The sequence below is a fragment of the Rhizobium sp. 10PS4 genome (assembly GCF_032464805.1).
In the GTDB taxonomy this organism is placed as follows: domain Bacteria; phylum Pseudomonadota; class Alphaproteobacteria; order Rhizobiales; family Rhizobiaceae; genus Rhizobium; species Rhizobium laguerreae.
Window position 1 is genome coordinate 182,379 of record NZ_JAWDIW010000010.1, and the last position, 26,038, is coordinate 208,416.

A 26,038-nucleotide genomic window follows, 5' to 3' on the forward strand; every position below is an offset into this window, starting at 1 on the left:
GCAGGCACATCGGTCTATTTGGTCGCGCCGCGTTTCAGGTGCTCGTCCAGACGCGGCATGATCTCGACGAAATTGCACGGCACGCTGCGATAGTCGAGCTGTCCTTTCAAAATGCCGTCCCAGGCATCCCGGCAGGCGCCGGGCGAACCCGGCAGCACGAAGATGAAGGTGGCGTTGGCAACACCTGCCGTGGCGCGCGACTGGATCGTCGCCGTGCCGATCTTCTCGTAGGAGATCCGGTGGAAGATGGCGGAAAAGCCGTCCATCCGCTTTTCGAACAAAGGTTCCAGCGCTTCGGGCGTCACATCGCGACCGGTAAAGCCGGTGCCGCCCGTGGTGATGACGACGTCTATGTCTTCTCTCTCAGTCCAGGCCTTCACCCGTGCGGCAATCTTTTGGCGATCATCGGGCACGATCCCCCGGTCGACCAGCCTGTGACCTGCCTCGGTGATCCGCGCCGCCAGCGTGTCGCCTGACTTGTCCGTCTCCGGCGTGCGGGTATCCGAGATCGTGAGAACCGCAATGCCGACCGCGATGAAGGGCCGCTTTTCGTCCAGACCTGCCATCATGCGCCTCCCGAACCCGTTTCCGTCGCCTGGAAATACCAGCCAGGGCGCTCGTCGTGAAGAGCTGCCGCCGCATCTTCGGCAACAGTCATGCTCGCAAAGATGCCGAAACAGGTGGCGCCGGAACCGGACATGCGGGTCAAAAGGGCGCCGTGAGCTTGCAGCATCGCCGAGATCTCCGAAATCTCGGGCACGAGTTCGCGCGCCGGCGGCTCCAGGTCGTTGCGGGCAGCAGCAATCGCCGCGAGCCAGTCGGCAGTCTGAGGCGGGCTCGGTGCCAGGCTCAGGGCCGGATTGTTCTTTGTCGCCAGCCGGCGGAAAACCTCAGGCGTCGAGACGCCCTTCAGCGGATTGGCGAGCACCATGGCAAAGGCCGGCAGATCAGGCACAGCTTCGATCTTTTCGCCGATGCCGCGGGCAATCAGCGGCCGGCTCTCCAGGCACATCGGCACGTCGGCGCCGAGCTTCAGCGCCAGCGCGGCAAGCGTCTCCGCCGATAATGTCGTGCCCCAGAGCCGCATCAGCCCGCGCAGCGTCGCGGCGGCATCGGCCGAGCCGCCGCCGATGCCGGAGGCAACCGGCAGGTTCTTTTCGAGATGAATGCGGACGGGAAAGGCGAGGGGACCGATCGCCTCGCGCAGGAGGTCGCGGGCCTTCAGCACCAGGTTGGTGCCGCTGTCGCCGGCAAGTATCTCGCCGAAACGGCCCGACAGGGTGAATGCATCGGCCGGCGACCGCATGAAGTCCAGCCGGTCGCCATGATCTGCGAAGGTCACCAGCATATCGAGCAGATGATAGCCGTCCGGCCGCTGGCCCGTCACATGCAGGGCCAGGTTGATTTTCGCGCGCGCCTCCTCGGAAACGCTAGTGCATGATGCCGAAAAGTGTGAGCGGTTTTCGGACGACATCATGCTCTATTTCTTTGACCTGTATCCGGCCAAGTCCTTTCAGGCATGCCTCCTGCCCGTCAGGATTTTTTGTCGACCGGCGGCGGGATGACGGGCGCCGGATCCGGCTGCTTCTTGTCGGCTGCCTTGGCATCGTCGCTGACGGGAGGCAGGCCGTTGGCGACCTTGTCCTTGATCTTCGGGATCTCGGCAGCTTCGGGCTCGGAGGCGAGCGCCCGGTTCCACTGGTAGACGGCCTCGAGCTTACGCCCGACGCGCCAGTAGGCATCGCCGAGATGGTCGTTGATCGTTGCGTCGCCGGCCTTGATCTGTGCCGCCCGCTCCAACTCGTCGACGGCATCTTCGAAGCGGTTGAGGCGGAAATAGGCCCAGCCAAGCGAATCGATGATGTAGCCGTCGTCAGGGCGAAGATCGACGGCCTTCTTGATCATGCCGAGACCTTCGTCGAGGTTCCGGTTCATGTCGATCCAGGAATAGCCGAGATAGTTCAACACCTGCGGCTGGTCGGGATTGAGCTCCAGCGCCTTGCGGAAGTTCGGTTCCGCCTGGTCCCACTTCTTCAGCCGCTCATAGGCAATGCCGCGCTGGAAGAAGACGCTCCAGTTGGCCCGGCCGGGGATGGGGCCGATGACTTCGACGGCCTTGTCATAATTGGCGGCCATCGCCTGGTAGTCCTTGGCGTCGGAGAGCACGCTGCCATAGGCCAGGTAACTGCGGATGTCCTTCGGATCGGAGGCGATCAGCGCCTGCAGGTGCTTGCGGGCCTCGTCGACCTTACCGCCTTGGGCAAGGGCCAGGCCGAGCTGCAGCTCGGAGATACGCCGCATCGGCGAATTCTCCGGCACTTTCTTGTAGAGCGTGATGGCGCGGTCCATCTGGTTCTGCTTCTCGGCAATGCCGCCGAGTAGCACCAGCGTATCGGCGCTGTTCGGGTCGAGGGCCTTGGCCGTCTGCAGGTAAAGCGAGACGATGTCCTCGGCGCCGTCGCGGTTTAGCGCGCCGCCGACCGAGAAGAGCACGCCGGCGGCACCTTCTTCGGCCGTCTTGACCTGCTGCTCCTGCTTCTCGTTCTTTTCGATACTGTCGCGCAGCGCGTTCAGCGGCGCATAGTTCGGCAATAGGTTGTCGCCGACGGAAACGGCGTCGAGCGCCTTCTGTTTATTGCCTTGTGTTGCTTCGAGGCGTGCAAGCGCCATCACGGCGCGCATGAAGGTGTCGGGCGCCGTTGCGCCTCCCTCCTTGTCGAGCACGGCATCGTTCAGATGCTTTCGGGCGGATTTCACGTCGCCGATGGCGATGGCGATCGCGCCGGCATTGTAATTCTGGAAGATGCGGAACCAGTCCGGCCCCTTCATCTTCTCGACCATCGTGAGCGCTTCCTTGCCGCGGCCGGCGCCGACGCGGGCCCATGCGAGCAGCAGGTCGTTCATCATCCGGTCGAGATCGTTTGGCCCCTTATATTTCAGGATGGCCTCGGCGGACTTGTAGTCGTCGCGGCGCACGGCATCCATGCCGCGCACGATCGTGGTGATACGCTCGACGGAAGGATCGCCCTTCAGGTCATTGGCATATTTGACGCCGTCCTTGATATCGCCATTGAGGAGCAGCGAGATCATCAGCCGCTGGCGAATCTCTGGATTGCCGGGCTCGATCTGCAGCGCCTTCTTGTAGAGTTCGATCGCCGTTTCATAGTCATGATCGACATCGGCGGTGCGCGCGGCGAGAAAGGCGCCGGAGAAAGTGGTGACGCTGTCCGCATCGAAGTGAACGGCCGTGCCGGAATCGTCTGTCTTGGCCGCATCCTCGGCGTTCGCGCCGCCGACACCGCTGAGCGAAAGGACAGCGGCCAGCGCTGCGCTCGTAAGAAGACGGATGGCAATTCTCTGCCGCATTAGGAAACCTTTCTTCGACAGCGTCCCGACAAATGCCGCCGGCCGCAAAACCAGTTGCGATCACTGATTCATAACAGGATGGCTTTTTTGAAGCGGCGCTGCAAGAAAATCAGCCTGCGATCAAGGACGTTTGATCAATTGACGCGCTCGATGCAGAAGTCGATCACTTCCATCAGGGCGGATTTCCAGACCGTATCGGGAAGGGGCGCAAGCGCATCGCGCGCGATCGTGCCGTAATGGATCGCGCGGCCGATCGTGTCGCCGAGCGTGCCGTATTTGGTGATCAGTCCCAGCGCTTTTTCGAGATTGGCGTCGGTGCTGTTGCCGGCCTCGATTGCATCGCGCCAGAAGGCGCGCTCATCCTCAGTGCCGCGGCGATAGGCGAGAATGACCGGCAGGGTGATCTTGCCCTCGCGGAAATCGTCGCCGACATTCTTGCCAAGATCGGCGGCCTTGCCGCCGTAGTCGAGCGCGTCGTCGACCAGCTGGAAGGCGAGCCCGAGATTCATGCCGTAGGATTTCAGCGCATTGCGGCCGGACCGGCCGGCCTCGGCGACGATCGGCCCGACTTCGGCGGCGGCGGCAAAGAGAGCGGCCGTCTTGGCGCGGATGACCGAGAGATAATCGTCCTCCGTCGTCTCCATGTTCTTGGCGACGGAAAGCTGCAGCACCTCGCCTTCGGCGATCACGCAGGCGGCGGCAGACAAGACGTCCAGCGCATCGAGCGAGCCGACATCGACCATCATGCGGAAGGCCTGGCCGAGCAGGAAATCGCCGACCAGCACGCTTGCCTGGTTGCCCCAGATCATTCGCGCCGTCGATTTGCCGCGGCGTAGATCGCTTTCGTCGACGACGTCGTCATGCAGCAGCGTTGCCGTATGCATGAACTCTACCGATGTGGCGAGCTTGACGTGGTTTTCACCCCTGTAGTCAAACAGCGAGGCGGAAGCCAGCGTCAGCATCGGCCGCAGCCGCTTGCCGCCGGACGAGATCAGATGGTTCGCCACTTCGGGGATCATCTGCACGTCGGAGCCGGCCTTGGAGAGAATGAGCTGGTTTACTCGCTCCATATCCGCCCTGGTGAGATCGACCAGCGGCTTTATGGATGCCAGTTTGTTTTTGCTTTCTTCAAGCGGTATGACCACGCCCAACGACCCGGACTCCTATTCATTCATTGCACCTGACAATAGAAAGGGGCGATGGACGCGGCAAGGGGTGAATTGTCGCGCTGAGCGAAATTGGAAGGAAAACGACGGCAATGCATGAGCTTATCCGCGCCAACGACCCCGTTCTTCTCTCCTATGCCGAGAGTTTGATGAAGGATGCCGGGATTCACTGCTTCATCGCCGATCAGGGCATGAGCGTGCTGGAGGGCTCGCTCGGCATGCTGTCGCGCCGCCTGCTTGTGGATGAGGAGATGGCCGATCAGGCGCGCCGCATCCTCACCGATGCCGGTCTCGGCGGCGAGCTGCGCGAGCGGAAGTGAGCTCCGATGACCGCCACTGACACTGTCGATGCCTTTCATCGCGGCGGCTTCCATGTGGTGCAGCCGAAGGGCAGGGGTCATCGCTCCGGCATGGATGCGATGCTGCTTGCGGCTCTGGTCGCCGACGATCGTCCGGTCAGGGTTGCCGATCTCGGCGCCGGCGCGGGCGCTGCCGGCCTTGCCGTCGCCTCGCGCCTTGCCGATGCAGAAGTGGTGCTGTTCGAACGCTCGGCCGAGATGGCCGATTATGCCCGCCGCAGCATCCTCTTGCCCGACAATGCCCATATCGCGGGCCGCGTCAGCGTCATCGAGGCCGATGTGACGCTGACCGCCAAGGCACGCAACGATGCGGGGCTCACCGATGAGAGTTTCCACCACGTCATCATGAACCCGCCCTTCAACGACGCCGGCGACCGGCGCACGCCGGATGCGCTGAAGGCCGAAGCCCATGCGATGACCGACGGCCTGTTCGAAAGCTGGATCCGCACCGCCGGCGCCATCATGATCCCAGGCGGGCAATTGTCGCTGATCGCCAGGGCCCAGTCGATCGCCGAGATCATCACTGCCTGCGGCCGGCGCTTCGGCGGCATCGAGATCACCGCCATCCATCCGCGTCCGGGCGAAAATGCCGTGCGGATCCTGGTGACAGCGATCAAGGGATCGCGGGCGCGGCTGTCGCTGCGGGCGGCCCTCATCATGCACGAAGAGGGGAGCCACAAGTTCTCCCCTCTCGTCGATGATTTCAACAATGGCCGGGCGGCCTATGCCAGGCTTTAGGCTGGCTTCACACTTTTCCTGAAAGTGCTTCAGCCGGTGACGAAGTCGAGGAGCAGCTTGACGTTCAGTCCGGCGATCACGACCGCGATCAGATAGGCAACCCCACTCAGCCAGCGCGGCGCCACGAGTTCGCCCATCTTGGCCTTGTTGGCGGTAAACATGACAAGCGGGAAGACGGCGAAGGACAGCTGCAGGCTGAGCACCACCTGGGTCAGGATCAACAGCTCCGCCGTGCCCTGGTCGCCATACCAGATGGTGACGATCGCTGCCGGCACGATGGCGATGGCCCGGGTGATCAGCCGGCGCACCCATGGCTTCAGCCGGATCTTGAGGAAGCCTTCCATGACGATTTGGCCGGCAAGCGTTGCCGTTACCGTCGAGTTGAGACCGCAGCACAGAAGCGCGATGCCGAACAGCGTCGGCGCGATGGCGAGACCGAGCAGCGGCGACAGCAGCGAATAGGCATCGCCGAGTTCGACGACGTCGGTCCTGCCATGCGCATTGAAGGCGGCGGCCGCCAGGATCAGGATCGAGGCATTGATCAGCAGCGCGAAACAGAGCGCGACCGTCGAGTCGATCGTCGCAAAGGTCAGCGCCTCCCTCTTTTCGGGAACCGTATGGCCGTAGGCCCGCGTCTGCACGATGCCAGAGTGGAGGTAGAGATTGTGCGGCATGACGGTCGCGCCGAGAATGCCGAGCGCCAGGTAGAGCATCTCGGGATTGGTGACAATCTCGGTCGTCGGGAAGAAGCCGGTGAGAACCGCGCCCCATTGCGGGTCGGCCAGCAGGATCTGCACGCCGAAGCAGACCGCGATGACGCCGAGCAGCGCGATGATGAAGGCTTCCACCCAGCGGAAGCCGAGCTTCTGCAAAAAGAGGATCACGAAGACGTCGAGCGCGGTGATCAGCACGCCGAGTTCGAGCGGGATGCCCATCAACAGGTTGAGGCCGATCGCCGTGCCGATCACCTCGGCGATATCGGTGGCGATGATGGCGATTTCCGCAAAGGCCCAGAGCGGCAGCGAGACATATTTCGGAAAGGCGTCGCGGCAGGCCTGCGCGAGGTCGCGGCCGGAGGCGATCGCGAGGCGCGCGCAGAGCGATTGCAGCACGATCGCCATCAGGTTGGAAAGCAGCGCGACCGTGAGCAGCGCATAGCCGAATTTCGAGCCGCCGGCGAGCGATGTCGCCCAGTTGCCGGGGTCCATGTAGCCGACGGCGACCATGTAGCCCGGCCCGGCGAAGGCCGCCGCCCTTCGCCACATCGAGCTGTGACGCCCGGTTCCGACGGTGCGGTAGACATCCGACAGCGACGCTTCTCCGCGTTCGTGCCGCCAGCCGCTCTTTGTATTCGGATTGAGCACGTCCATGCGATTTCCACCTGTTTTATCGTGCACGCACTATGACGAGTTAGAATGATAATGCAAGTCATTCGCAACAACAAATTCAAACCCGATGTTTTCAGGCCCAATGTTTTCAAGAACGCAGCCATTGCGTTTGCCGTTCCAGCGCATACATGGGTGACGATCGTGCGACCCGAAGCGAAGGATGGGAAATGGCCGGACTCTTGAGAAAACTGATGCCGAAACGGTTCCGCAAGGACGGCATCACCATTCCGGTCGTTCGCCTGCAGGGGGCGATCATCAGTGGCGGGGGCCAGTTCCGGCCGATCCTCAACCTCGCCAATGTCTCTCCGGTTCTGGAAAAAGCCTTCGCCATGAAGGACGCACCGGCAGTCGCCATCTCCATCAATTCGCCGGGCGGCTCGCCCGTGCAGTCGCGCCTGATCTTCACCCGCATTCGCGAGCTCGCCCGCGAGAAGCAGAAGAAGGTTCTGGTCTTCGTCGAGGATGTCGCCGCCTCGGGCGGTTACATGATCGCGCTCGCCGGCGACGAGATCATCGCCGACGCCACCTCTATCGTCGGCTCGATCGGCGTCGTCTCCGGCGGTTTCGGCTTTCCCGAGCTCTTGAAGAAGATCGGCGTCGAACGCCGGGTCTATACGGCGGGCGAAAACAAGGTGATCCTCGATCCTTTTCAGCCGGAAAAGGAAAAGGACATCGAGTACCTGAAGAGCCTGCAGCTCGAAATCCACCAGGTCTTCATATCCATGGTGCGCGAGCGGCGCGCCGGCAAGCTGAGGGACGATGCGGCGGTGTTTTCCGGCCTGTTCTGGAGTGGCACGCGTGGCCTCGAACTCGGCCTGATCGACGGCCTCGGCGACATGCGCCAGGAACTGAAGCGGCGCTACGGTCAGAAGACCAAGCTGGAGCTCGTCACCGCCGGCCGTGGTCTGTTCGGCCGCAGGATCCCCGGTGTATCGCCGGTCTCGCTCGAAGGTGCTGCATCCGGTCTCGCCACGGGGCTTGTCGAAGCGGCGGAAGAGAGAGCATTGTGGAGCCGGTTCGGGCTTTGAGAGGAGCAAGAGAGGGGCATGGCACAGCTTATTACGATCCTGGTCCTGGTTTTCTCAGCCTGGTGGCTCTACCGCCGCTTTGTCTCCGATGCCCGCAAGCTCGCCGAAAAGTCGCGCCGCGCTGAAAAGGAGCGCCAGACCGGCGCGATCGGCACGCTGGTCAAGGACCCGGAGACGGGGGAATACCGGCTGAAGCGCGAGGGAGAATAAGAGGCCTCGTAACTCATCTGCCTCTCATCCGGCTGCCGCTCCGCAGTGCGCAGCGTAGGGCGGGCTTGGAACCCCCCTCTGTCCTGCCGGACATCTCCCCCACTAGGGGGAGATCGGCATGGGGAAATGTCTCGGCTTTCAGGACTGCTCCGCGCAGTCGCTTCGTTATTTGGGGAAACCCTAGCCACTTGCCGATCTCCCCATCTATGGGGGAGATGCCCGGCAGGGCAGAGGGGTATTCCGGAATTATGGGGCAGATGCCACCAACCGATAACGATGCGGTGTTGGCAGCTTTGCGCCCCAGAAGCGGACGGTTGAAGATTTCCGATCAGCGGCTGGAATGACCCGAAGCAGTCGCTCGAGGAGGCTACGATCCATGTTCTGTGGCCTGCATCGAAACCTGCCTCCCGAGAGATGGCCAGTCCCCAAATTTCCGAAAGTAGGCGCGGGAGAATGCAGCGGCACTGCCGAAGCCGACTTGCCGTGCCACCGTCTTCACCGTCGCCCCTTTGGACAGCTTCCGTCGGCCAATGACCAAGCGCCATCCCGTCAGGTAAGCCTGGGGCGTTGTGCCAACCACGTCGCGAAAAAGAGCCATGAAATGGCTTCGTGACATCCCGGCCTCCGCAGCAAGGTCTTCGATGTTCCAAGCGCGAGTCGGAGCATCATGCATAGCGACCAATGTCCGGTGTAATGAGGGGTGGGACAGGCCTGCCAGTAAGCCAGGTCCGGTTGCACCGCGGTCGATCGCTGTCCGCAGAATAAGCAAAACCATCACTTCGCAAAGGCGGTTGAGGGCCGCGCTGCGCCCGCAACGGGATTCCAAGGCCTCCGCCAGGAAAGCGGCTGTCGTGTCCCGAAGGGTTGGAATGTCGTTGACTTCGACCAGAACTTGATCCGGCAGCGCGTTCAAGAGCGGGTTGTGTACCCCCTCGAAATCGACCGTTGCTGTTACCGAAGCTGGCGGTTCAGGGATCGTGTCGCCGCGCAGGCAAAGGATGATCTTTTCCGCACGTCCCCCCGGTTCGCCGATTACAAATAGCCTCGCTTGTCTGTCGCTGGCCCGCGCCGGTTCTAGCGAGGCTTTCAGCTCGAACGTGTCGAAGAAGGCTGAGAGGCGATCCACTTTCGGAAGGATTTTCGGATTCTTGATCATACTTTCAGGACCATTGACGGCCCTGACTATGGAATATTGAAACACCAACGTCAACTCGGGCGTCGGAAGCGTCATACAAGCGGAGTTGATCGATGTTAGTCCCGAGAACACTGGCCCCTTATTTGACCGTCAAAACCCTCCAGCACGGAGAGTTCGATCTCACCCGCGAAAAGCCATCGCTTATGACGCTCGTGTGCTTTTACCGTGGTCTTCACTGCCCGGTCTGCGGAATCTATCTCAAGGAGTTGGAGCGGATGACGCTATCCTTCGACGAGCGCGGAGTCAGTACAATCGCCATAAGCTCTGACGGGGAAGACCGCGCCCGGCAAATGGCCGATAAGATTGGTGCTGAGCACTTGCGTATCGGCTTCGGTCTGCCTTTAAGCGTGGCACGGCAATGGGGCCTCTACATTTCATCCTCGCGCGGAAAGACCTCAATCGGCATCGAGGAGCCCGAACTGTTTTCCGAGCCGGGGGTCTTCCTGATCAAGCCGGATCAAACGGTCTATTGGCTCTCGGTGCAATCCATGCCATTCGCACGACCAAATTTCGTCGAGATGGTGCAAGCTTTGGATTTCGTCATCAAAAACGACTACCCGGCACGAGGTGAATATACTGGCGAGGTTTAAGTCCGGTTGGCGGCCCTGGAACGCTGGAATGCAGCTCTAAGCATGATGCCGAAAAGTGTGAGCGGTTTTCGGACGACATCCTGTTCTAGCCGCCTCGGCCCTGTCTCGGAATACGCAGCCTTCGGCGTGATCATTGATCAGTCCCATTGCCTGCATGAAAGCATAGACTGTGGTGGGGCCGACAAATGACCAGCCGCGCTTCTTCAGGTCTTTCGACATGGCGATGAACGCGGCTGAGGTGGATGCAGTCTGCGGAGCAGCAAGCTCTGTCGCCTTCGGTTCGAAGCGCCAGACATAGGCGGCGAGCGATCCCTCCTGCTTCATCAGTTCCTGGGCACGCTGCGCGTTGTTTATGACCGCCGCGATCTTACCGCGATGGCGCACGATGCCATCGTCCCGGAGCAGGCGCATAATGTCGGCCTCCGTGAATTGCGCGATGCGGTCAAAGTCGAAACCGAGAAAGGCAGCCCGAAAATTCTCGCGCTTGGACAGGATAGTGCGCCAGCTCAAACCTGACTGGAAGCCTTCGAGGCAGAGCTTCTCAAATAAACGGTGATCATCATCTACCGGGAAGCCCCACTCGGTGTCGTGATAGGGCATGAACTCCGGAGCGGCTGCGCACCAGCGGCAACGCGGCTGCCCATCCGGGCCGAAGATCGTCGCGCTCACTTTCTCACGCCCTAAGAAAGGCCAAGCGGTCGTCGGTGCGGCCCGGTGCAATTTCAAGAATGTCTGCGCTTACGACACCGCCCACAACGAAAGGATCTTGCTGGAGCCGCATTTCGAGATCGGCGCGGGATGTGTTGTGGGCGAGAACCGCTCCGCCCGCACTTTGCTGAAGGCTTCCGGTAAGGAGGAAGATGCCATCGTCAAAGCCTTGTTTGATCCAGGCATTGTGCCCTTCCATAAGGGCGGAGGCTCGGGCCTTGTTGGCGGAGAATTTAAGTGTAACGACGAACATGCAGGGCCTCCTTCAGGAATTCTGGATGGAAACGGATTCGGGATGATCGGATAGATTGGGTCGCTGCACTGCCAACCATAGGCACATATCGTCGACTTCACGGCGGACGAAGGCTTCGTCGCGGAAGGCGGTCGCGAGTGCGGCGACGCCCTGGCTTCGCATCAGGATGTGCATGGCAAGCGCGTCGGCATCGGTCTCACGGCCAAGTGCGGCAAACTGGCGCGAAAGCCAATCGCGAAACAGAGTGAAAAGCTTGGTCGCCTCGTCCTTGGCAGTGTGGTCGAGTTTGGCGAGTTCGTTGCAAAGCGTGCCGACTGGGCAGCCAAAGGCCATGATCTTTGTCTGATTCATGATGAGCATGTGAATGAAGCTTCTGATCCGTTCGCCGGGGGCTTCAGCCCCAGCCTCCCACGCATCTAGCATCGCCTTGGTCTTTGAAAAACGATGGGCGATCACCGCATCGAGAATCTCGTCTTTCGTCTTGAAGTGATAGTAGAAATTGCCTCGCGAAAGTCCGACGACTGCCGCAATGTCGGCGAAGGACGTCGCCTCGAATCCCCGCTCATAAAAAAGCCTGTCTGCAGCCTCAACAATCTGCAGTCGTGTGGTCGCTGCCCCCAAGTGCCCGGTTCTCCATCGCCATCGCCATCGCTCACCGCGTAGGGTAATTGCCCTACAAAGCTCTTTAGGACAATCGTCCTAAAGACGTCAAGGGTGGACGTGAAGGTGACGGGATTCAGCAAGTGACTGCTATCCCCCAATGTAGACGCTCGACTATCGAGAGAAGCGACCGCTAGGGGCCAGGCCGAAAGCGGTCGTTGGTGGCATTTGCTGCATAATTCCGGGGTATTCCCCGCTGCACGCCGCCACAAGGGTTAGGGGAGGGGCGGCTAAGTCCTCTTCCATATCGGCTTTCGCCGGCTGTCCGCCGCAAACGTCTTGACCCCCGCCGCCCTCCATGGCACCTGTCGCGCCGATAAATCCCAAGCAATCGGTGCCGTTCGATGTCAGCTATCCCAGACCATATGAACCCGAAGCGCTCCTTCCAGGCGCTGATCCTGACCCTGCATAACTACTGGGCGGACAAGGGTTGCGCGGTGCTGCAGCCCTATGACATGGAAGTCGGCGCTGGCACCTTCCACCCGGCCACCACGCTGCGCGCCCTCGGCCCGAAACCGTGGAAGGCGGCCTATGTCCAGCCGTCGCGGCGCCCGTCCGACGGCCGCTATGGCGAAAACCCTAACCGGCTGCAGCATTATTACCAGTACCAGGTCATCCTGAAGCCGAACCCGCCCAACCTGCAGGAGCTTTATCTCGGCTCGCTGGCGGCGATCGGTCTCGATCCGCTGCTGCACGACATCCGCTTCGTCGAGGACGACTGGGAAAGCCCGACGCTCGGCGCCTGGGGCCTCGGCTGGGAGTGCTGGTGCGACGGCATGGAAGTCTCGCAGTTCACCTATTTCCAGCAGGTCTGCGGCATCGAATGCTCGCCGGTATCAGGCGAACTGACCTATGGACTCGAACGCCTCGCCATGTATGTCCAGGGCGTCGACAATGTCTATGATCTGAACTTCAACGGCCGCGACGGCGACGAGAAGATCAGCTATGGCGATGTCTTCCTGCAGGCCGAACAGGAATATTCGCGCCATAATTTCGAATTCGCCAACACCGAGATGCTGCATCGCCATTTCGTCGATGCCGAGAAGGAATGCCGGGCGCTGCTCGACGCCGGCGCCCCCGGCGACAACGCCAATCAGCGCCTGCACAAATGCGTCTTCCCGGCCTATGACCAGTGCATCAAGGCCAGCCACGTCTTCAACCTGCTGGACGCCCGCGGCGTCATCTCGGTCACCGAGCGCCAGAGCTACATCCTGCGCGTGCGCACCCTCGCCAAGGCCTGTGGCGAAGCCTTCCTGCTGACCGACGCCGGCGGCGTCAACCTCTCCAAAGAGGCGGCGTAAAAGCCGTCTAATTTCCGTCGCTTCGCTTCTTTTGTATTGCGCAAACCGCCCCCACATTGTCTTGTGGGTGTTGCGATCACGTATGGCTTCGGTATCCCTTTTGAAGAGCGGTATTCTTTGCTTCAAACTTTTGGATGAAAATTCCGCCCCCAGGATGTTGCGCCTTTTAGCATGGCCCATCTTATGCGGCATGCTGTTCGTCCTGACTTCGTGCAGCAATTTCGACAAAGAATTCACGGTCTATTCGGCAAACACTACGATCGAAGTCTATACCGACGGCAGTGCGTTTGTGTCGGAACACTTCGACATTTTGGTCAAAAAGGCGGAAAATTACGGCGGCGTCTACGTTGATATCCCTCAACGTTTCACGGATGCGTCAGGTGGTGTTCACTGGCGAGATTTCGAACTGGCCGCAGCCCGGCGCGACGGAATCGACGAATATTATTTCATAGAAAACAATGTGCCGGGCTATTCGGTTTACATAGGAACGGAGCACTGCAAAGGCTGTTCTGCAGATCTGCTCACCGGTGTTACAAAGATCCAGATCGCTTATTGGCTCGGACGCCTGGTTCGTCAGGAAGGGGATCGCGAGGTTCTCTTCCTGCCGGCCTATATGGGCCGCGTGCACGGCCAGGGAGCGAAAAAAACGCTTGCTCTAAAACTGCCGCCGGGCGGAACGGTACGCCCCTCGCAACAGGATCGGGCGGCCGCCTATGACATTACGCGGAGCGCAACGAATGAGATCTTGGTATCTATTCCAGTAGGTAAAGCGGATCGAAAGCTGCCGGACATCGAGATCGAATATCCCGCAGGGACCTTTATGATCGTAACGAACGGCGATCGGGTGCGGTGGTGGCTCTCCGATCACCTTCTCCCGTCCATAAGCATTTTGGGACCGCTCATCGCCAGTCTGTTTGTCCTCATTAGATTGGGGCAGAGCTGGCGATTGCCTGCACCTTCAATTGCTGTCGACAGTGAGAAGACGGAGAGCATTTCGCCTGCTTTAGCCGCCTATGTGTTTTGGAACTGGAAACCGGATGCTGCAAAGGCAGCCTTCATGGCGTCTGTCTGCCATCTCGCAACGAAGAGACTGCTTCGCATTTCTGGCCTTGGAGAGAATGCTGAAGCTTCGGATTTGTCTGCCAGGCAGGTGCGCAAGAAAGGCAAGGTGGCGCGGGCCAGATGGTACGGTCTTCCAGCTGTGACGCGTTCGGTGTTTGGTCGGATTGAAGGAGAACCGCCTACTGGTGATCGGCGCACGGTCGTACATGCTCTGTATGGTTTCGAACGTGACTTGCACCAGATAGTCGCCGAGGAATATCGGAAAGTTAGAGGCGGCGCAGACCGAGCAGCGTTGAAGACTTCAGCTGCAATTCTAGTTCTTGGCATTGCCACTGCCTATTTGTCGGGCCTCTTGATCTTTTCCGCGGCCATCTGCGGGATATTGTTCATTGTTTTTCTGGTGGTAACAATGTTCCGCCATCCAGAGCGGTTTCCCGTGGCCACCGGCACCTCCGAGCAGTTCAAACAGGCGATTAGTTTGTTTGTGGGTCTTCCGGCGATACTGATTGTTGCACTTGGCTATATCGGCATGACTGAGGTGATCGGCGAACAGCAGCCATATCTGGTGGCGATCTTGCTGCACGTCGTCGGCATTATCGGTGTTTTGGCGATGCTGCGCATGCCAACGTCGAAGCAGCGGCAGATGCGCAATAACATCCTCAGTTTGCACCCTTATTTCCACGGCGAGATCGATGGCCCGCCAATGTCGATCGAATGCTACGAGCACCATCTGCCCTTCGCCGTCGCGCTTGGTGTCGAGCAACGCTGGACCGAACGTTTCAATCTCTGGCGAGAGAGCGAGAAGATGGATGCCTATGCTCCGGATTGGCGAATAAGTTCTTAGACGAGCGGTATTTTCAAAGTCTGATCGAAATCAGTCAAAGAATGACTGCGCCAAGATGACTTTGTAATACCGAATCACTAACGTGCGATCATCAAATCGGGGAGCCCATCTGCATGTTTGTGACACTCGCTATTATCGCTGTCATCGCGCTCTATCTCGTCTTCATCTACAACGGCCTGGTTCGCGCGCGGCAGATGGCGGAGGAGGCCTGGTCGGGCATCGATGTGCAGTTGAAGCGCCGCGCCGATCTGATCCCGAACCTGATCGAGACGGTCAAGGGTTATGCCGCCCATGAAAAGTCGACGCTCGAGGAGGTGGTTGAGCTCCGCAACAAGGCGCAGGCCGTGCCATCAGGCGATGTTGCGGGCAGGGCGCAGGCGGAAGGGCTGCTCGGCCAGGCGCTTGGCCGCGTCATCGCGCTTGCCGAAGCCTATCCCGATCTCAAGGCCAACGAGAACTTTGCCGAGCTGCAGGCCTCGCTGGAAACCATGGAAGGCGAGCTGCAGATGGCACGGCGTTATTACAACGGTGCTGCCCGCGACCTGAACGTCAAGGTCGAAAGCTTCCCGTCCAATCTCGTTGCCGGTCAGTTCGGTTTTGCCAAGCGGGAATATTTCGAAATCACCAACGAGGCCGACCGCGCCGTTCCCACCGTGAAATTCTGACGATCCGGCATTTTGCCTTTGCGAGAAAGCGATTAAGAGCAAGGGCAGATCGCGGCCGGCTAGAGCATGTCGCGCAAAAGTGTGCAGCGGTTTTGCGATAACGACAATGCGCAAAACCAAAGACCTAAAGCGCGGCAAGCGCTTTAGGGTCGCCCTATGGACGGAAGAACAGCATGACACGCACAGCCAAACTCACGATCATCCCGCCGGGCAGGCCGCTTTCGGGCCGCGCCATGCCGCCGGGCTCCAAGTCGATTACCAATCGCGCGCTTCTGCTCGCCGGTCTTGCAAAGGGAACGAGCCGGCTGACCGGGGCGCTGAAGAGCGACGATACTTGTTATATGGCCGAAGCGCTGCGCGCCATGGGTGTTGCGATCGACGAGCCTGACGATACCAGCTTCGTCGTCACCGGCAGCGGCAGGCTGCTGGCGCCGAAAGCGCCGCTCTTCCTCGGCAATGCCGGCACGGCGACCCGCTTCCTGACGGCGGCTGCGGCTTTGGTCGACGGCACCGTCATCGTCGATGGCGACGAGCATATGCGCAAGCGCCCGATCGGCCCGCTGGTCGAGGCGATGCGCACGCTCGGCATCGACGTCACCGCCGAGACTGGCTGCCCGCCGGTCACCGTCAGGGGCACCGGCCGCTTTGAGGCCGACCGAATCCTGATCGATGGCGGCCTGTCCAGCCAATATGTTTCGGCGCTGCTGATGATGGCGGCCGGCGGCGACCGTCCTGTCGATATCGAACTCGTCGGTGAGGATATCGGCGCGCTTGGCTATATCGATCTCACGACGGCGGCGATGAAGGCCTTCGGCGCCAAGGTCGAAAAGACCAGTCCCGTCATCTGGCGCGTCGAGCCGACCGGCTACCGGGCCGCCGATTTCATCGTCGAGCCGGATGCATCCGCCGCGACCTATCTCTGGGCGGCCGAAGTGCTGAGTGGTGGCAAGATCGATCTCGGCGTGCCGAACGATGCCTTCACCCAGCCGGATGCCAAGGCCTACGAGGCGATCGCCAAATTCCCGCATCTGCCGGCTAAAATCGACGGCTCGCAGATGCAGGATGCGGTTCCGACGATCGCGGTGCTTGCCGCTTTCAATGAGACGCCGGTCCGCTTCGTTGGCATCGCCAATCTGCGAGTTAAGGAATGCGACCGCATCCGCGCCCTGTCCACGGGGCTCAACAATATCCGCGGAGGCCTGGCCGTCGAGGACGGCGACGATCTGATCGTCCATTCCGATCCTGCTCTCGCCGGTCAGACGCTGCCGGCGGAGATCGACAGCTTCGCCGATCACCGCATCGCCATGAGTTTCGCACTCGCCGCGCTGAAGATCGACGGCATCACCATTCTCGATCCCGACTGCGTCGGCAAGACCTTCCCCGCCTACTGGCGGACACTGGCAGCACTTGGCGTGACCTATCAGGACCAAGATTGACGAAACACGCAGCCGAGGCTGCCGGCGGGGAGACAGGGATGGGGCGTCGGTTTTTCGGATTTTGCTTTGCACTCCTGTTGATGCTTGCCGCCCCCGCGGCCTTTGCCGCCGAGGTGATCGACAGTTTCGCCTCCGATATCACGCTCGACAAGAACGGCGCGATGTCGGTGACGGAGACGATCACCGTCAATGCCGAGGGAAATCAGATCAACCACGGCATCTTCCGTGACTTCCCGCTCTATTTCAGCGATGCCGCGGGCCGTCGCCGCAGCGTCGATTTCGATATGGTCTCGGTCCAGCGCGATGGCGAGGACGAGCCCTGGCACACCGAATCGATATCAGGCGGTATCCGCATCTATGCCGGTTCTGCCGATGTGACGGTAACGCCGGGCCGTCATCGATATGTCTTCACTTACAGGACCAATCGCCAGATCCGTTATTTCGACGATCATGACGAACTCTATTGGAACGTCACCGGCAATGGCTGGATCTTCCCGATCCGCTTGGCCACCGCGGCGGTGAAGCTGCCGCCCGGCGTCGGCGCGACGGAGACGATCTTCTTCACCGGCCCCGAGGGCGCGACGGGAAAGAATGCCCGCGCCAGCGAGACCGGCGCCGGGCTGGTCTTTTCCACCACCATGCCCCTTGGCCCCAACGAAGGCCTGACCTTTGCAATCCGCATGCCGAAAGGGTCGATCGATCCGCCGAGCGCGGACATGGAAAGCACATGGTGGTTGAAGGACAACCGCAATTATTTCATCGGCTTCGGCGGCCTGATCCTCGTTTTCGCTTACTACACCCGCTCCTGGCTGAAGGTCGGCCGTGATCCCGCCCGTGGTGTCGTCGTGCCGCGCTGGGACGCGCCTGACGGCATCTCGCCGGCGCTGGTCAACTACATCGACAATAAGGGCTTCTCCGGCGAGGGCTGGACGGCGCTGTCCGCCACCGCGCTCAATCTTGCCGTCCGCGGTTACGTCAAACTCGAAGACCTGAAGAATTCGATCGTCATCCAAGGCACCGGCAAGCCGCTCGGCAAGGAGAAGTTCCAGGCCGGCGAGATCGAATTGCTGAAGGTTGCCGGCGGTGCCGGCTCGTCCCTGACGATCGACAAGGCCAATGGCGAGCGGGTGAAGTCCGTCGGCCAGGCATTCCGCTCGGCGATCGAGAAGGAGCATCGCGGCAAATATTACAATTCCAACCTGATCTATACCGCAGGCGGCATCGCGCTCAGTGCCGCGGCCCTGGTGATCCTGTTCGTCTTCGGTTCGCTGGAGCCCGACACCATCGCGGTGATGCTGATCCCGATCGTCATCTCGGTCTTCGTTTCGGTCTTCGTCGCCGGCCTCGTCAGGTCGCTGCATCGCGGCAAGTCGCTGTTCGGCAAGATCATCGCCATCATCTCCGCCGCGATCGGCGTCTTCGTCGGCATCAGCATCCTGGCGACCATGGGGCTGGCGCTTGCCTCCTCCTTGGTGGAACTGCACGAAACGCCGATGCTCTTTGCTGTCGGCGGCATCGTGCTTTTGAACATCCTCTATTTTTTCATCATGGGCGCGCCGACCCCGCTCGGCGCCAAGATGATGGACGGCATAGACGGCCTGCGCCAATATCTGACGCTTGCCGAAAAAGACCGGATGAACACGGCTGGCGCCCCGGAAATGTCGCCGCGGCATTTCGAGACCCTGCTGCCCTATGCGGTGGCGCTCGGCGTCGAAAAGCCCTGGTCGCGCACCTTCGAAACCTGGCTTGCGGCAGCTGCTGCCGGCGCGGCTGCCGCCTATGCGCCCGCCTGGTATTCCGGCAACTTCAACAGTGGCAGCTTCTCCGATCGCATAGGCGGCTTTTCCTCTTCGATGGCCTCGACCATCGCGTCGACAATTCCCGCGCCACCGCCGTCGAGCTCATCCTCCGGTTTTTCCGGCGGCGGCTCGTCCGGCGGCGGTGGTGGAGGCGGTGGGGGCGGGGGCTGGTAAGCTTTCCTGCTTGACCTTTCGGCCCCTGGCCCTTAACCGCCAGACAGAAAAGGAAAGGGTGGCGCATGAAGGTTCTGTTGATCGGATCGGGCGGACGCGAGCACGCACTCGCCTGGAAGCTGGCGCAATCGCCGTTGATGACGGAACTCTACGCCGCACCCGGCAATCCCGGCATTGCCGAACATGCCATCCTCGTGCCCTTAAATATCGAGAATCACGACGCAGTCGCGGCCTTCTGCAAGGACAAGGCGATCGATTTCGTCGTCGTCGGCCCGGAGGCGCCGCTGGTTGCCGGCCTCGCCGACCGGCTGCGTGCCGATGGCCTGGCGGTTTTTGGCCCCTCCGCTGCCGCAGCCCAGCTCGAGGGTTCCAAAGGCTTCACCAAGGATATCTGCGCCCGCTACGATATTCCGACAGGCGCCTACCAGCGCTTCAACAATGGACCGAAGGCGAAAGCCTATATCCGTGCCCAGGGCGTGCCGATCGTCGTCAAGGCCGATGGTCTTGCTGCCGGCAAGGGCGTGACGGTTGCGATGACGCTCGATGAAGCCTTGGCTGCGGTCGACGACTGCTTCGAGGGCGCGTTTGGCACTGCTGGCGCTGAAGTCGTCGTCGAAGCCTATCTCGATGGCGAGGAAGCGAGCTTCTTCTGTCTCTGCGATGGCAAACATGCGCTGCCGCTCGCAACCGCCCAGGATCACAAGCGGGTGGGCGAGGGCGATACCGGCGTCAATACCGGCGGCATGGGCGCCTATTCGCCGGCGCCTGTGATGACTGCCGAGATGGTCGAGCGCACCATGAAAGAGATCATCGAACCGACGATCCGCGGCATGGCCGAGAGCGGACATCCCTTCTCCGGCGTCTTTTTCGCCGGGCTGATGATCACCAGGAAGGGGCCAGAGCTGATCGAATACAATGTCCGCTTCGGCGACCCCGAATGCCAGGTGCTGATGATGCGGTTGAAGAGCGATCTCCTGCCGCTGCTGCTCGCCACCGCCAACGGCACGCTCGATCAAGTCAAGGCCGAATGGAGCGACGATCCGGCACTGACGGTGGTCATGGCCTCGAAGGATTATCCCGGCGCCTACGACAAGAACACGCCGATCCTCTCCCTGCCGGATGCAGGCGAGGGCGAGAAGGTGTTTCATGCCGGCACGGGTCTGAAGGACGGCGCGCTGGTTGCGACCGGCGGCCGCGTGCTGAACGTCACCGCGTCAGGCGGCACGGTCGCCGAGGCCAAGGACCGCGCCTACACGCTGCTTGACAAGGTGAGATGGGAAAACGGCTTCTGCCGGCGCGACATCGGTTGGCGGGCGATCGAGCGCGAAAGCGGCTTGGAATGAGTATAAACCGCCGCGTTCTTTAAATTTTTACCCTTTCCCCTGACGGGATGGAAACAAAGCTGCGCTAATTTGCTCCGAAGGTGAGACGGAGTAACTTTGATGCGTCAGATTTTCCTCGGTGCTGCAATCCTGCTGATGGCAGGCTCAGCAATGGCGTCCTCGATAGAGGTGGTCGGCAAGACCGCGCCGTCCGCTGAAGGCAGCATCGTCACCGAAAGCTGCACCCATTGCCCGCCACTCCAGGCCGAGCTGACCAAGAGGGACTATACGGTGCCGGAGCTGAAGCCTGGCGTCCTCCAGGCGAGTGAAATCCGAGATGTCGGCGGCGAAAAGAAGATCTATCGTACCGAAGGCTGGATGGGCGGCTCGCCCGTCGTCTTCGTCAGCAAGGCGACCCCGGAAGCGATGCTTGCCGCGGCGCCTTCCGCCCCGCCTGTCGACGGCATCGACATGAATGCGACGACGGCGGCCGTCATCGGCGGCGACGCCAAGCCCGTTGCCGCCGGCATGGCGGAACAACCGGCAGCCCTTAACGTTTCTGAATTCAAGCTGCGTTTCTAAAGCATGTCGCGCAAAAGTGCGCGGCGCTTTAAAACCAAAATTCCCTGCCCCTGCCTGATCAAGGTTTCGATCGATTGGGGTTCCACCACCGGTGGACCGAATGCACCCTCGATGAGCAGCGAGGGTGCATTCTTGTTTTGATATGCTGAGATCCGGCGGTTTTGCCTTGTAAATTACCCCTCGATTTTTAGGGAAACTCGCGCCGCGAACAATAAAGTTAAAGCTTTTTTATAGGGTGAGCATCAATTGTTCCTTACCCGGTCGCAGCATGTTTGTTTTAGCAGCGGTAGACGCGTCCTCTTTTTGGCGCGCTCGCACAGGCGGTAGAAAACCGCACCGGAATGCAGCCATCCATTCCCGTTGCGAGGCGTCATGAAAAATTTGAAGATATCGAAGCAGCTCATATTGCTGGTCGTCGGCCTGATGATCGCCTTTGCGATCGCCACCTCCCTGCAGATCCGCTCCTCGGTCGATGCGATCTACAAGGAGCGTTACGACATGCTGCGCGCCGAGGTTCAGTCGGCGGTCTCCGTTCTCAAGCTTTACCAGGCCAAGGTCACATCAGGCGAAATGACGCTGGAGGATGCCCAGAAGCAGGCCTACACCACCGTCAACGGGATGAAATACGATCCGGACGGCTATTTCTTCGGCTATAGCTACGACGTCCAGATGATGTTCCACTACGACGCTGCGAAAGTCGGGCAGAACCTGAAGGCGCAGCCGGACAGCAAGGGCAAGCTCTATCGCGAAGAACTGGTTAAGCTCGGGCAGCAGGGCGGTGGTCTCGTCGAATATTATTCCACCAGCAAGCCGGGCCAGCCGGCCGGCGATTACCGCAAGACGGCCTATGGGCAGGCCTTCGAACCCTGGAAGGTCGTCGTCATCACCGGCGTCTATATGGACGATCTCGATGCGCAGATAAACAGCACGATCCTGACTGCACTGTCCGGCAGCATCGTCCTGTTCTTCCTTGCCATGGCCGCCGCCTACTTCGTCATCCGCGGCATATCGGGACCTCTCAACAACGTCCATGCCGCCCTGAAGGCTGTCGCCGAAGAGGATGTTTCGATCGCCATCCCGCATATCGGCATGAACAATGAAGTGGGCATGATGGCCAAGGCGACGCAGTCGCTGCAGGAAAAGATCAGGGAACGCCATGCGATGTCCGATCGCGAGGCGGCCCAACAGCTGGCGCTGGAAAGCGAGCGCGAAAACAATCTGCGCCGGCAGCAGGACGAAGCTACGCTGCAGGCGCGGGTGGTGACGACGATCGGCCAGGCGCTGGAGATGATCGCCCGCGGCGATCTCACCGTCCGCTGCGCCGATCTCGGCCAGAAATACGCCGCCCTTCGCGATAACTTCAACGATGCGCTGTCGCATCTCGAAGCCGCCATGGCCAAGGTCAGCGCCAAGGGCACCGATATCGGCACCAGCAAGGAAGAGATCCGCCGCGCTTCCAACGAGCTGTCGCAGCGCACCGAGCGCCAGGCCGCCAGCCTGGAAGAAACCTCAGCCGCACTCGATGAACTGACCGTCGCCGTCCGCCAGACCGCCGATGGCGCCCATGAAGCCAGCAAACGCGTCCACTCGGTCAGCACCGAGGCGACCCACAGCGATGCGATCGTCACCCAGGCGATCGAGGCGATGAGCGGCATCGAGAAGTCGTCGTCGGAGATCACCAAGATCATCGGCGTCATCGACGAGATCGCCTTCCAGACCAATCTGCTGGCGCTGAATGCCGGCGTCGAGGCAGCGCGCGCCGGTGAAAGCGGCAAGGGTTTTGCGGTTGTCGCCCAGGAAGTCCGTGAGCTTGCCCAGCGCTCCGCCGCTGCGGCCAAGGAGATCAAGGATCAGATCGCCCGCTCCTCCAGCCAGGTCGACCACGGCGTCCGTCTGGTCGGCGAGGCAGGCGAGGCGCTGAAGCGCATCTCCGACCAGATCAAAGCCGCCAATGAGATCGTCGCCAAGATCGCCCACAGCGCCTCCGAACAGGATACGACGCTGCGCTCGATCTCCTCGTCGATGAACCAGCTCGATGCCGCCACCCAGCAGAATGCCGCCATGGCCGAGGAGACCACGGCATCGGCCGAAACACTCGCCAGCGATACCGACGAGTTGATCGACCTCATCCGCGGCTTCCGCGTCAGTGGGGCCAACACAGCTACCGCTGCACATCAGGGTCGCCGCGCCGCATAAACGGCGCGGGAACAATAAGAAATTTTATCACCAAATTCTTAGCGGCCGTCGGTTCTCCGGCGGCCGTGCCATTTTGAAGCTCATTGCGCGATACGTTCGATCAACAGTTCGATTTCGCGATCGGAAAACACTTCGACACCGGCTGCTTTCAGCGCCGCCGCCGTCACGCCATTACCGGCCTGCTTGCGGCCGGAAAACGTGCCGTCATAAATGAAACCGGATCCGCAGGACGGGCTGCCGTCGATGAGCAGCGCATAGTGGCAGCCGGTCTGCCTCGCGAGCGCCACGGCATTCTTTGCTGCCCGCAGGAACTCTTCCGTTACGTCGGCGCCCGTCAGCTCGACAACCCGCGCCTTGCCGGCCAGCACCTCTTCGCCGCTTGCCGCCTCTGCGATCTCCGCCGGCGGCCGCGGCACCGTCATGCCCGCCGACATCTCCGGACAGATCGTCACCAGCCGGCCCTCGGCCCGCCATGTCTCGATCGCCGGATGAAGCAACGGCTTCGCTCGCCCGTCATACCGAACGGCGTGGCCCATGAGACAGGCGCTGACGAGAATCTTGCTCTGCATGTCTCTTGAATAGCGCCGCGGCGGCGGCAATGCCAGCGTTGGATAGCCGTTCTTCAAGGGGTAACGACTGCACCAGCCCCTCATCCGCCTGCCGGCACCTTCTCCCCGCTCGCGGGGCGAAGGGGACAGCCGCAACCTCTCCGTTCCTCGCCCACCTCTCGTAGGGCACGTCCCCTCGCCCCGTTTACGGGGAGAGGGTTAGGGTGAGGGGCAGATGTTTTTGAGATGGCGCAACATCGGCGCCAAACGTATTTAATCCCAGCACCCACGTGGCAAGCGCCGCGTGCGTACTGGCAACATCACCCCGAAATCTTCGAGAAGTCCGCAACCGTTCCCGTCGCCTCGCGGATCAGTCGCAGCAGGGCGAGACGGTTGGCGCGGATGGCGGCGTCCTCGTCGTTGACGAGTACCTCTTCGAAGAAGCGGTCGACCGGGCCGCGCAGCTTGGAGAGCGCTTCCATCGCCGAGCGGAAATCCTCGCCCGCAACGGCGTCCGAGGCATCCTTCGAGGCGCTGGAGATTGCGGTGAAGAGCTCCTTCTCGGCATCGAGCTTCAGAAGCGCTTGCGAAACGCCGTCGGCGATCACGGTGCCCTTCTTTTCCTCGGCGGCGAGCAGCTGCGTCGCGCGTTTGGTGCCGGCAAGCAGGTTCTTGCCGTCTTCCGAGGTGATGAAGGCCGTCAGCGCTTCGACGCGGCGCGCCACCATCAACAGGTCGTCGGCATCAGGCGTCAGCACGGCGTCGATCAGATCGTGGCGGGCGCCCTGGTCGCGCAGATAGACCTTGAGACGGTCGTGGAAGAAGGAGAGCAGGTCGCCATCCCCGGTCGTTGCCAGCAGCGGCAGGCGGATCCTTCGCTCCAGCAGGATCCTGACGACACCGAGGGCCGCACGCCGCAGCGCAAACGGATCCTTCGACCCGGTCGGCTTTTCGTCGATCGCCCAGAAACCGATCAGCGTATCGAGCTTGTCGGCAAGGGCGATCGTGATCGCCACTCTATCCTCCGGCACGCGGTCCGACGGACCCTGCGGCTTGTAGTGATCCTCGATCGCTGCGGCAACGGACGCATTCTCGCCCTGCAGCACCGCATATTTGCGACCCATTAATCCCTGCAGTTCCGGAAATTCCCCGACGGCCTCGGTGCGCAGATCGGCCTTGGCGAGCACGGCGGCGCGATCGATGAGAGCCGCGTCGGCGCCGGTGATATCAGCCAATTCCTTGGCCAGCGTGCGGATGCGGGCGACGCGTGCGCCCTGCGTGCCGAGCTTGGCATGGAAGGTCACATTGAGCGCATCGAGCTTGGCCATCCGCTGGTCGAGCGGCTTGTTGATGTCGAGGCCGAACTTTGCCGCCGAAGCCGTGAGCGTATCGAGATCCGGCAGATTGCCCTGGTCGCGCTTCCAGAAATGCAGCGCATCGGAAAGCCTTGCCCGCACCACCTTGCCGTTGCCGTGGACGATTTCCTTGCCGCCGTCGCTTGCCTGGATGTTGGAGACGAGGATGAACTTGTTCGACAGCGTCTCGCTGCCGCTCGCGCGCGTCACGAAACATTTCTGGTTGGTCTTGATCGTCAGCCGGATGATTTCGGAGGGGATCGAGAGATAATCCTCCTCGAAACTGCCCATCAGCACCTGCGGCAATTCGACGAGGCCGGAGACTTCTTCCAGCAGACCTTCGTCTTCCACCAGCTCCAGCCCGTTGGCAAAGGCGATGTCGCGGGCATCGTGCAGGATGATGTCCTTGCGTCGCTCGGCGTCGAGGATGACCTTCGCCTTTTCCAGGTTCGCCGCGTAATCGTCGAAGCGCCGCACGGTGATCGCCTCGGGCGCATGGAAGCGATGGCCGTAGGTGATGTTGGAAGCGGTGATGCCGTCGATCTCGAAGGGGATGACGGTAGTCTCTTCATGCTCCGGGCCGAAGGTACAGACGATCGACTGCAGCGGCCGCACCCAGCGCAGGGCGCCGGGCTTCGACGAGGCCTTGCCCCAGCGCATCGATTTCGGCCAGGGAAAATCGCGGATGATGCCGGGCATAATATCGCTGACAATCTCTTCCGTCGCGCGGCCGGGCTTGGAGATGACCGCGACGTAGAAATCGCCCTTCTTCGGATCGCTCACCACCTGCGCCTCGGAAACCGAGGAAAGCCCGGCGCCGCGCAAAAAGCCTTCAATCGCCTTCTCGTTGGCGTCGGTGCGCGGTCCCTTGCGTTCCTCGCGCACATCGGCGGAGCGTGCCGTCAGGCCATGGATGTCGAGCGCAAGCCGCCGCGGCGTCCAGTATTCGCGTGCGCCCTCGTAGGACAGACCCGCTTCGACAAGCGCATCGGTGACGAGCTTCTTCAGGTCGCCGGCAGCCTTGCGCTGCATGCGGGCCGGAATCTCTTCGGAGCGGAGTTCGAGAAGAAGGTTTGGCATGTCGAATTTCCTT

Annotated in this window: 24 protein-coding genes; 13 read left to right on the forward strand and 11 right to left on the reverse strand. The window is 61.2% G+C overall.

Going from position 1 to position 26,038, the window contains the following annotated elements; all coding sequences use genetic code 11:
- Positions 1-14: 14 nt before the first annotated feature.
- The 4 genes from moaB to RWJ89_RS20225 all read right to left on the reverse strand — a co-directional run bounded on the left by moaB (position 15) and on the right by RWJ89_RS20225 (position 4,517).
- Positions 15-566 carry a molybdenum cofactor biosynthesis protein B gene (gene moaB / locus RWJ89_RS20210; RefSeq protein ID WP_131642884.1) on the reverse strand — a complete coding sequence of 184 codons (552 nt, stop codon included), beginning with the start codon at positions 564-566 and terminating at the stop codon, positions 15-17.
- Entirely contained in the window at positions 566-1,477 is a 912-nt protein-coding gene (locus RWJ89_RS20215; protein ID WP_168286904.1) for a 4-(cytidine 5'-diphospho)-2-C-methyl-D-erythritol kinase, read from the reverse strand. The genes moaB and RWJ89_RS20215 overlap by 1 nt, the downstream gene beginning before the upstream one ends.
- Before the next feature lie 56 nt (positions 1,478-1,533).
- Positions 1,534-3,366, reverse strand: a complete 1,833-nt coding sequence (locus tag RWJ89_RS20220) for a tetratricopeptide repeat protein (RefSeq protein WP_131642886.1) — start codon at positions 3,364-3,366, stop codon at positions 1,534-1,536.
- Positions 3,367-3,500: 134 nt separating this feature from the next.
- Entirely contained in the window at positions 3,501-4,517 is a 1,017-nt protein-coding gene (locus RWJ89_RS20225) for a polyprenyl synthetase family protein (protein ID WP_168271490.1), read from the reverse strand.
- 107 nt (positions 4,518-4,624) lie between these two features.
- Between RWJ89_RS20225 and RWJ89_RS20230 the strand changes: the two genes are divergently transcribed.
- Positions 4,625-4,852: a putative signal transducing protein gene (locus tag RWJ89_RS20230; RefSeq protein WP_003545870.1), complete on the forward strand. Its 228-nt coding sequence runs from the start codon at positions 4,625-4,627 to the stop codon at positions 4,850-4,852.
- A 6-nt stretch (positions 4,853-4,858) separates the two neighbouring features.
- A complete protein-coding gene (locus RWJ89_RS20235) occupies positions 4,859-5,629 on the forward strand; it encodes a tRNA1(Val) (adenine(37)-N6)-methyltransferase (RefSeq protein ID WP_316031330.1) in 771 nt (256 codons plus the stop codon).
- Between the two features lie 29 nt (positions 5,630-5,658).
- Here the strand turns inward: RWJ89_RS20235 and RWJ89_RS20240 are convergent, their stop codons facing one another.
- Positions 5,659-6,999, reverse strand: coding sequence for an Nramp family divalent metal transporter (locus RWJ89_RS20240; protein WP_316031331.1), 1,341 nt, complete (start codon positions 6,997-6,999; stop codon positions 5,659-5,661).
- A 185-nt stretch (positions 7,000-7,184) separates the two neighbouring features.
- Between RWJ89_RS20240 and RWJ89_RS20245 the strand changes: the two genes are divergently transcribed.
- The gene (locus RWJ89_RS20245; protein WP_316031332.1) at positions 7,185-8,045 is read left to right on the forward strand and encodes a S49 family peptidase; all 861 of its coding nucleotides are present in this window, start codon (positions 7,185-7,187) and stop codon (positions 8,043-8,045) included.
- Positions 8,046-8,063: 18 nt separating this feature from the next.
- Positions 8,064-8,255, forward strand: coding sequence for a membrane protein (locus tag RWJ89_RS20250; RefSeq protein WP_020048688.1), 192 nt, complete (start codon positions 8,064-8,066; stop codon positions 8,253-8,255).
- Positions 8,256-8,622: 367 nt separating this feature from the next.
- Here the strand turns inward: RWJ89_RS20250 and RWJ89_RS20255 are convergent, their stop codons facing one another.
- Positions 8,623-9,456, reverse strand: a complete 834-nt coding sequence (locus RWJ89_RS20255) for an AraC family transcriptional regulator (RefSeq protein ID WP_316031373.1) — start codon at positions 9,454-9,456, stop codon at positions 8,623-8,625.
- A 47-nt stretch (positions 9,457-9,503) separates the two neighbouring features.
- Here RWJ89_RS20255 and RWJ89_RS20260 point away from each other — a divergent pair, with 47 nt between their 5' ends.
- A complete protein-coding gene (locus tag RWJ89_RS20260; RefSeq protein ID WP_316031333.1) occupies positions 9,504-10,040 on the forward strand; it encodes a peroxiredoxin-like family protein in 537 nt (178 codons plus the stop codon).
- 36 nt (positions 10,041-10,076) lie between these two features.
- On the opposite strand, the gene RWJ89_RS20265 is transcribed toward RWJ89_RS20260, so the two are convergent.
- The 3 genes from RWJ89_RS20265 to RWJ89_RS20275 are packed head-to-tail and all read right to left on the reverse strand — an operon-like array spanning position 10,077 to position 11,622.
- Positions 10,077-10,709 carry a DNA-3-methyladenine glycosylase I gene (locus tag RWJ89_RS20265; protein WP_316031334.1) on the reverse strand — a complete coding sequence of 211 codons (633 nt, stop codon included), beginning with the start codon at positions 10,707-10,709 and terminating at the stop codon, positions 10,077-10,079.
- Positions 10,710-10,713: 4 nt separating this feature from the next.
- The gene (locus RWJ89_RS20270) at positions 10,714-11,001 is read right to left on the reverse strand and encodes a YciI family protein (protein WP_131666216.1); all 288 of its coding nucleotides are present in this window, start codon (positions 10,999-11,001) and stop codon (positions 10,714-10,716) included.
- 12 nt (positions 11,002-11,013) lie between these two features.
- Positions 11,014-11,622: a TetR/AcrR family transcriptional regulator gene (locus RWJ89_RS20275; RefSeq protein WP_316031335.1), complete on the reverse strand. Its 609-nt coding sequence runs from the start codon at positions 11,620-11,622 to the stop codon at positions 11,014-11,016.
- 383 nt (positions 11,623-12,005) lie between these two features.
- Here RWJ89_RS20275 and RWJ89_RS20280 point away from each other — a divergent pair, with 383 nt between their 5' ends.
- The 8 genes from RWJ89_RS20280 (at position 12,006) to RWJ89_RS20315 (ending at position 23,042) form a co-directional block, all read left to right on the forward strand.
- Positions 12,006-12,962: a glycine--tRNA ligase subunit alpha gene (locus RWJ89_RS20280; protein ID WP_017959197.1), complete on the forward strand. Its 957-nt coding sequence runs from the start codon at positions 12,006-12,008 to the stop codon at positions 12,960-12,962.
- Positions 12,963-13,044: 82 nt separating this feature from the next.
- Entirely contained in the window at positions 13,045-14,868 is a 1,824-nt protein-coding gene (locus RWJ89_RS20285) for a DUF2207 family protein (RefSeq protein ID WP_410056112.1), read from the forward strand.
- A 113-nt stretch (positions 14,869-14,981) separates the two neighbouring features.
- Positions 14,982-15,533 carry a LemA family protein gene (locus tag RWJ89_RS20290; protein ID WP_025393391.1) on the forward strand — a complete coding sequence of 184 codons (552 nt, stop codon included), beginning with the start codon at positions 14,982-14,984 and terminating at the stop codon, positions 15,531-15,533.
- Between the two features lie 173 nt (positions 15,534-15,706).
- Entirely contained in the window at positions 15,707-16,969 is a 1,263-nt protein-coding gene (gene aroA / locus RWJ89_RS20295; RefSeq protein WP_316031336.1) for a 3-phosphoshikimate 1-carboxyvinyltransferase, read from the forward strand.
- A gap of 38 nt (positions 16,970-17,007) precedes the next feature.
- The gene (locus tag RWJ89_RS20300; RefSeq protein ID WP_316031337.1) at positions 17,008-18,942 is read left to right on the forward strand and encodes a DUF2207 domain-containing protein; all 1,935 of its coding nucleotides are present in this window, start codon (positions 17,008-17,010) and stop codon (positions 18,940-18,942) included.
- 65 nt (positions 18,943-19,007) lie between these two features.
- On the forward strand, positions 19,008-20,285 hold the full coding sequence (gene purD, locus RWJ89_RS20305; RefSeq protein ID WP_316031338.1) for a phosphoribosylamine--glycine ligase: 1,278 nt from the start codon (positions 19,008-19,010) through the stop codon (positions 20,283-20,285).
- Positions 20,286-20,384: 99 nt separating this feature from the next.
- Positions 20,385-20,846, forward strand: coding sequence for a plant virulence effector HPE1-like domain-containing protein (locus RWJ89_RS20310; protein ID WP_168341436.1), 462 nt, complete (start codon positions 20,385-20,387; stop codon positions 20,844-20,846).
- 372 nt (positions 20,847-21,218) lie between these two features.
- Positions 21,219-23,042 carry a methyl-accepting chemotaxis protein gene (locus RWJ89_RS20315; protein ID WP_221952009.1) on the forward strand — a complete coding sequence of 608 codons (1,824 nt, stop codon included), beginning with the start codon at positions 21,219-21,221 and terminating at the stop codon, positions 23,040-23,042.
- 80 nt (positions 23,043-23,122) lie between these two features.
- Here the strand turns inward: RWJ89_RS20315 and RWJ89_RS20320 are convergent, their stop codons facing one another.
- Together RWJ89_RS20320 and glyS are read right to left on the reverse strand one after the other, a co-directional pair.
- Positions 23,123-23,611: a DUF523 domain-containing protein gene (locus RWJ89_RS20320; RefSeq protein ID WP_168257660.1), complete on the reverse strand. Its 489-nt coding sequence runs from the start codon at positions 23,609-23,611 to the stop codon at positions 23,123-23,125.
- A 299-nt stretch (positions 23,612-23,910) separates the two neighbouring features.
- Positions 23,911-26,025 (reverse strand): glycine--tRNA ligase subunit beta, encoded by a 2,115-nt coding sequence (gene glyS, locus RWJ89_RS20325; protein WP_316031339.1) that lies wholly within the window; start codon positions 26,023-26,025, stop codon positions 23,911-23,913.
- Positions 26,026-26,038: the final 13 nt, after the last annotated feature.

Coding starts and splice junctions, on each gene's coding strand:
- RWJ89_RS20215 (WP_168286904.1), bottom strand. CDS start 1,477: ATGATGTCGTCCGAAAACCGCTCACACTTTTCGGCATCATGCACTAGC.
- RWJ89_RS20220 (WP_131642886.1), bottom strand. CDS start 3,366: ATGCGGCAGAGAATTGCCATCCGTCTTCTTACGAGCGCAGCGCTGGCC.
- RWJ89_RS20320 (WP_168257660.1), bottom strand. CDS start 23,611: ATGCAGAGCAAGATTCTCGTCAGCGCCTGTCTCATGGGCCACGCCGTT.
- RWJ89_RS20230 (WP_003545870.1), top strand. CDS start 4,625: ATGCATGAGCTTATCCGCGCCAACGACCCCGTTCTTCTCTCCTATGCC.
- RWJ89_RS20290 (WP_025393391.1), top strand. CDS start 14,982: ATGTTTGTGACACTCGCTATTATCGCTGTCATCGCGCTCTATCTCGTC.
- RWJ89_RS20250 (WP_020048688.1), top strand. CDS start 8,064: ATGGCACAGCTTATTACGATCCTGGTCCTGGTTTTCTCAGCCTGGTGG.
- moaB (WP_131642884.1), bottom strand. CDS start 566: ATGGCAGGTCTGGACGAAAAGCGGCCCTTCATCGCGGTCGGCATTGCG.
- RWJ89_RS20280 (WP_017959197.1), top strand. CDS start 12,006: ATGTCAGCTATCCCAGACCATATGAACCCGAAGCGCTCCTTCCAGGCG.
- RWJ89_RS20240 (WP_316031331.1), bottom strand. CDS start 6,999: ATGGACGTGCTCAATCCGAATACAAAGAGCGGCTGGCGGCACGAACGC.
- RWJ89_RS20310 (WP_168341436.1), top strand. CDS start 20,385: ATGCGTCAGATTTTCCTCGGTGCTGCAATCCTGCTGATGGCAGGCTCA.
- RWJ89_RS20270 (WP_131666216.1), bottom strand. CDS start 11,001: ATGTTCGTCGTTACACTTAAATTCTCCGCCAACAAGGCCCGAGCCTCC.
- RWJ89_RS20285 (WP_410056112.1), top strand. CDS start 13,045: ATGGCTTCGGTATCCCTTTTGAAGAGCGGTATTCTTTGCTTCAAACTT.
- RWJ89_RS20315 (WP_221952009.1), top strand. CDS start 21,219: ATGAAAAATTTGAAGATATCGAAGCAGCTCATATTGCTGGTCGTCGGC.
- aroA (WP_316031336.1), top strand. CDS start 15,707: ATGACACGCACAGCCAAACTCACGATCATCCCGCCGGGCAGGCCGCTT.
- RWJ89_RS20260 (WP_316031333.1), top strand. CDS start 9,504: ATGTTAGTCCCGAGAACACTGGCCCCTTATTTGACCGTCAAAACCCTC.
- RWJ89_RS20235 (WP_316031330.1), top strand. CDS start 4,859: ATGACCGCCACTGACACTGTCGATGCCTTTCATCGCGGCGGCTTCCAT.
- purD (WP_316031338.1), top strand. CDS start 19,008: ATGAAGGTTCTGTTGATCGGATCGGGCGGACGCGAGCACGCACTCGCC.
- glyS (WP_316031339.1), bottom strand. CDS start 26,025: ATGCCAAACCTTCTTCTCGAACTCCGCTCCGAAGAGATTCCGGCCCGC.
- RWJ89_RS20300 (WP_316031337.1), top strand. CDS start 17,008: ATGGGGCGTCGGTTTTTCGGATTTTGCTTTGCACTCCTGTTGATGCTT.
- RWJ89_RS20245 (WP_316031332.1), top strand. CDS start 7,185: ATGGCCGGACTCTTGAGAAAACTGATGCCGAAACGGTTCCGCAAGGAC.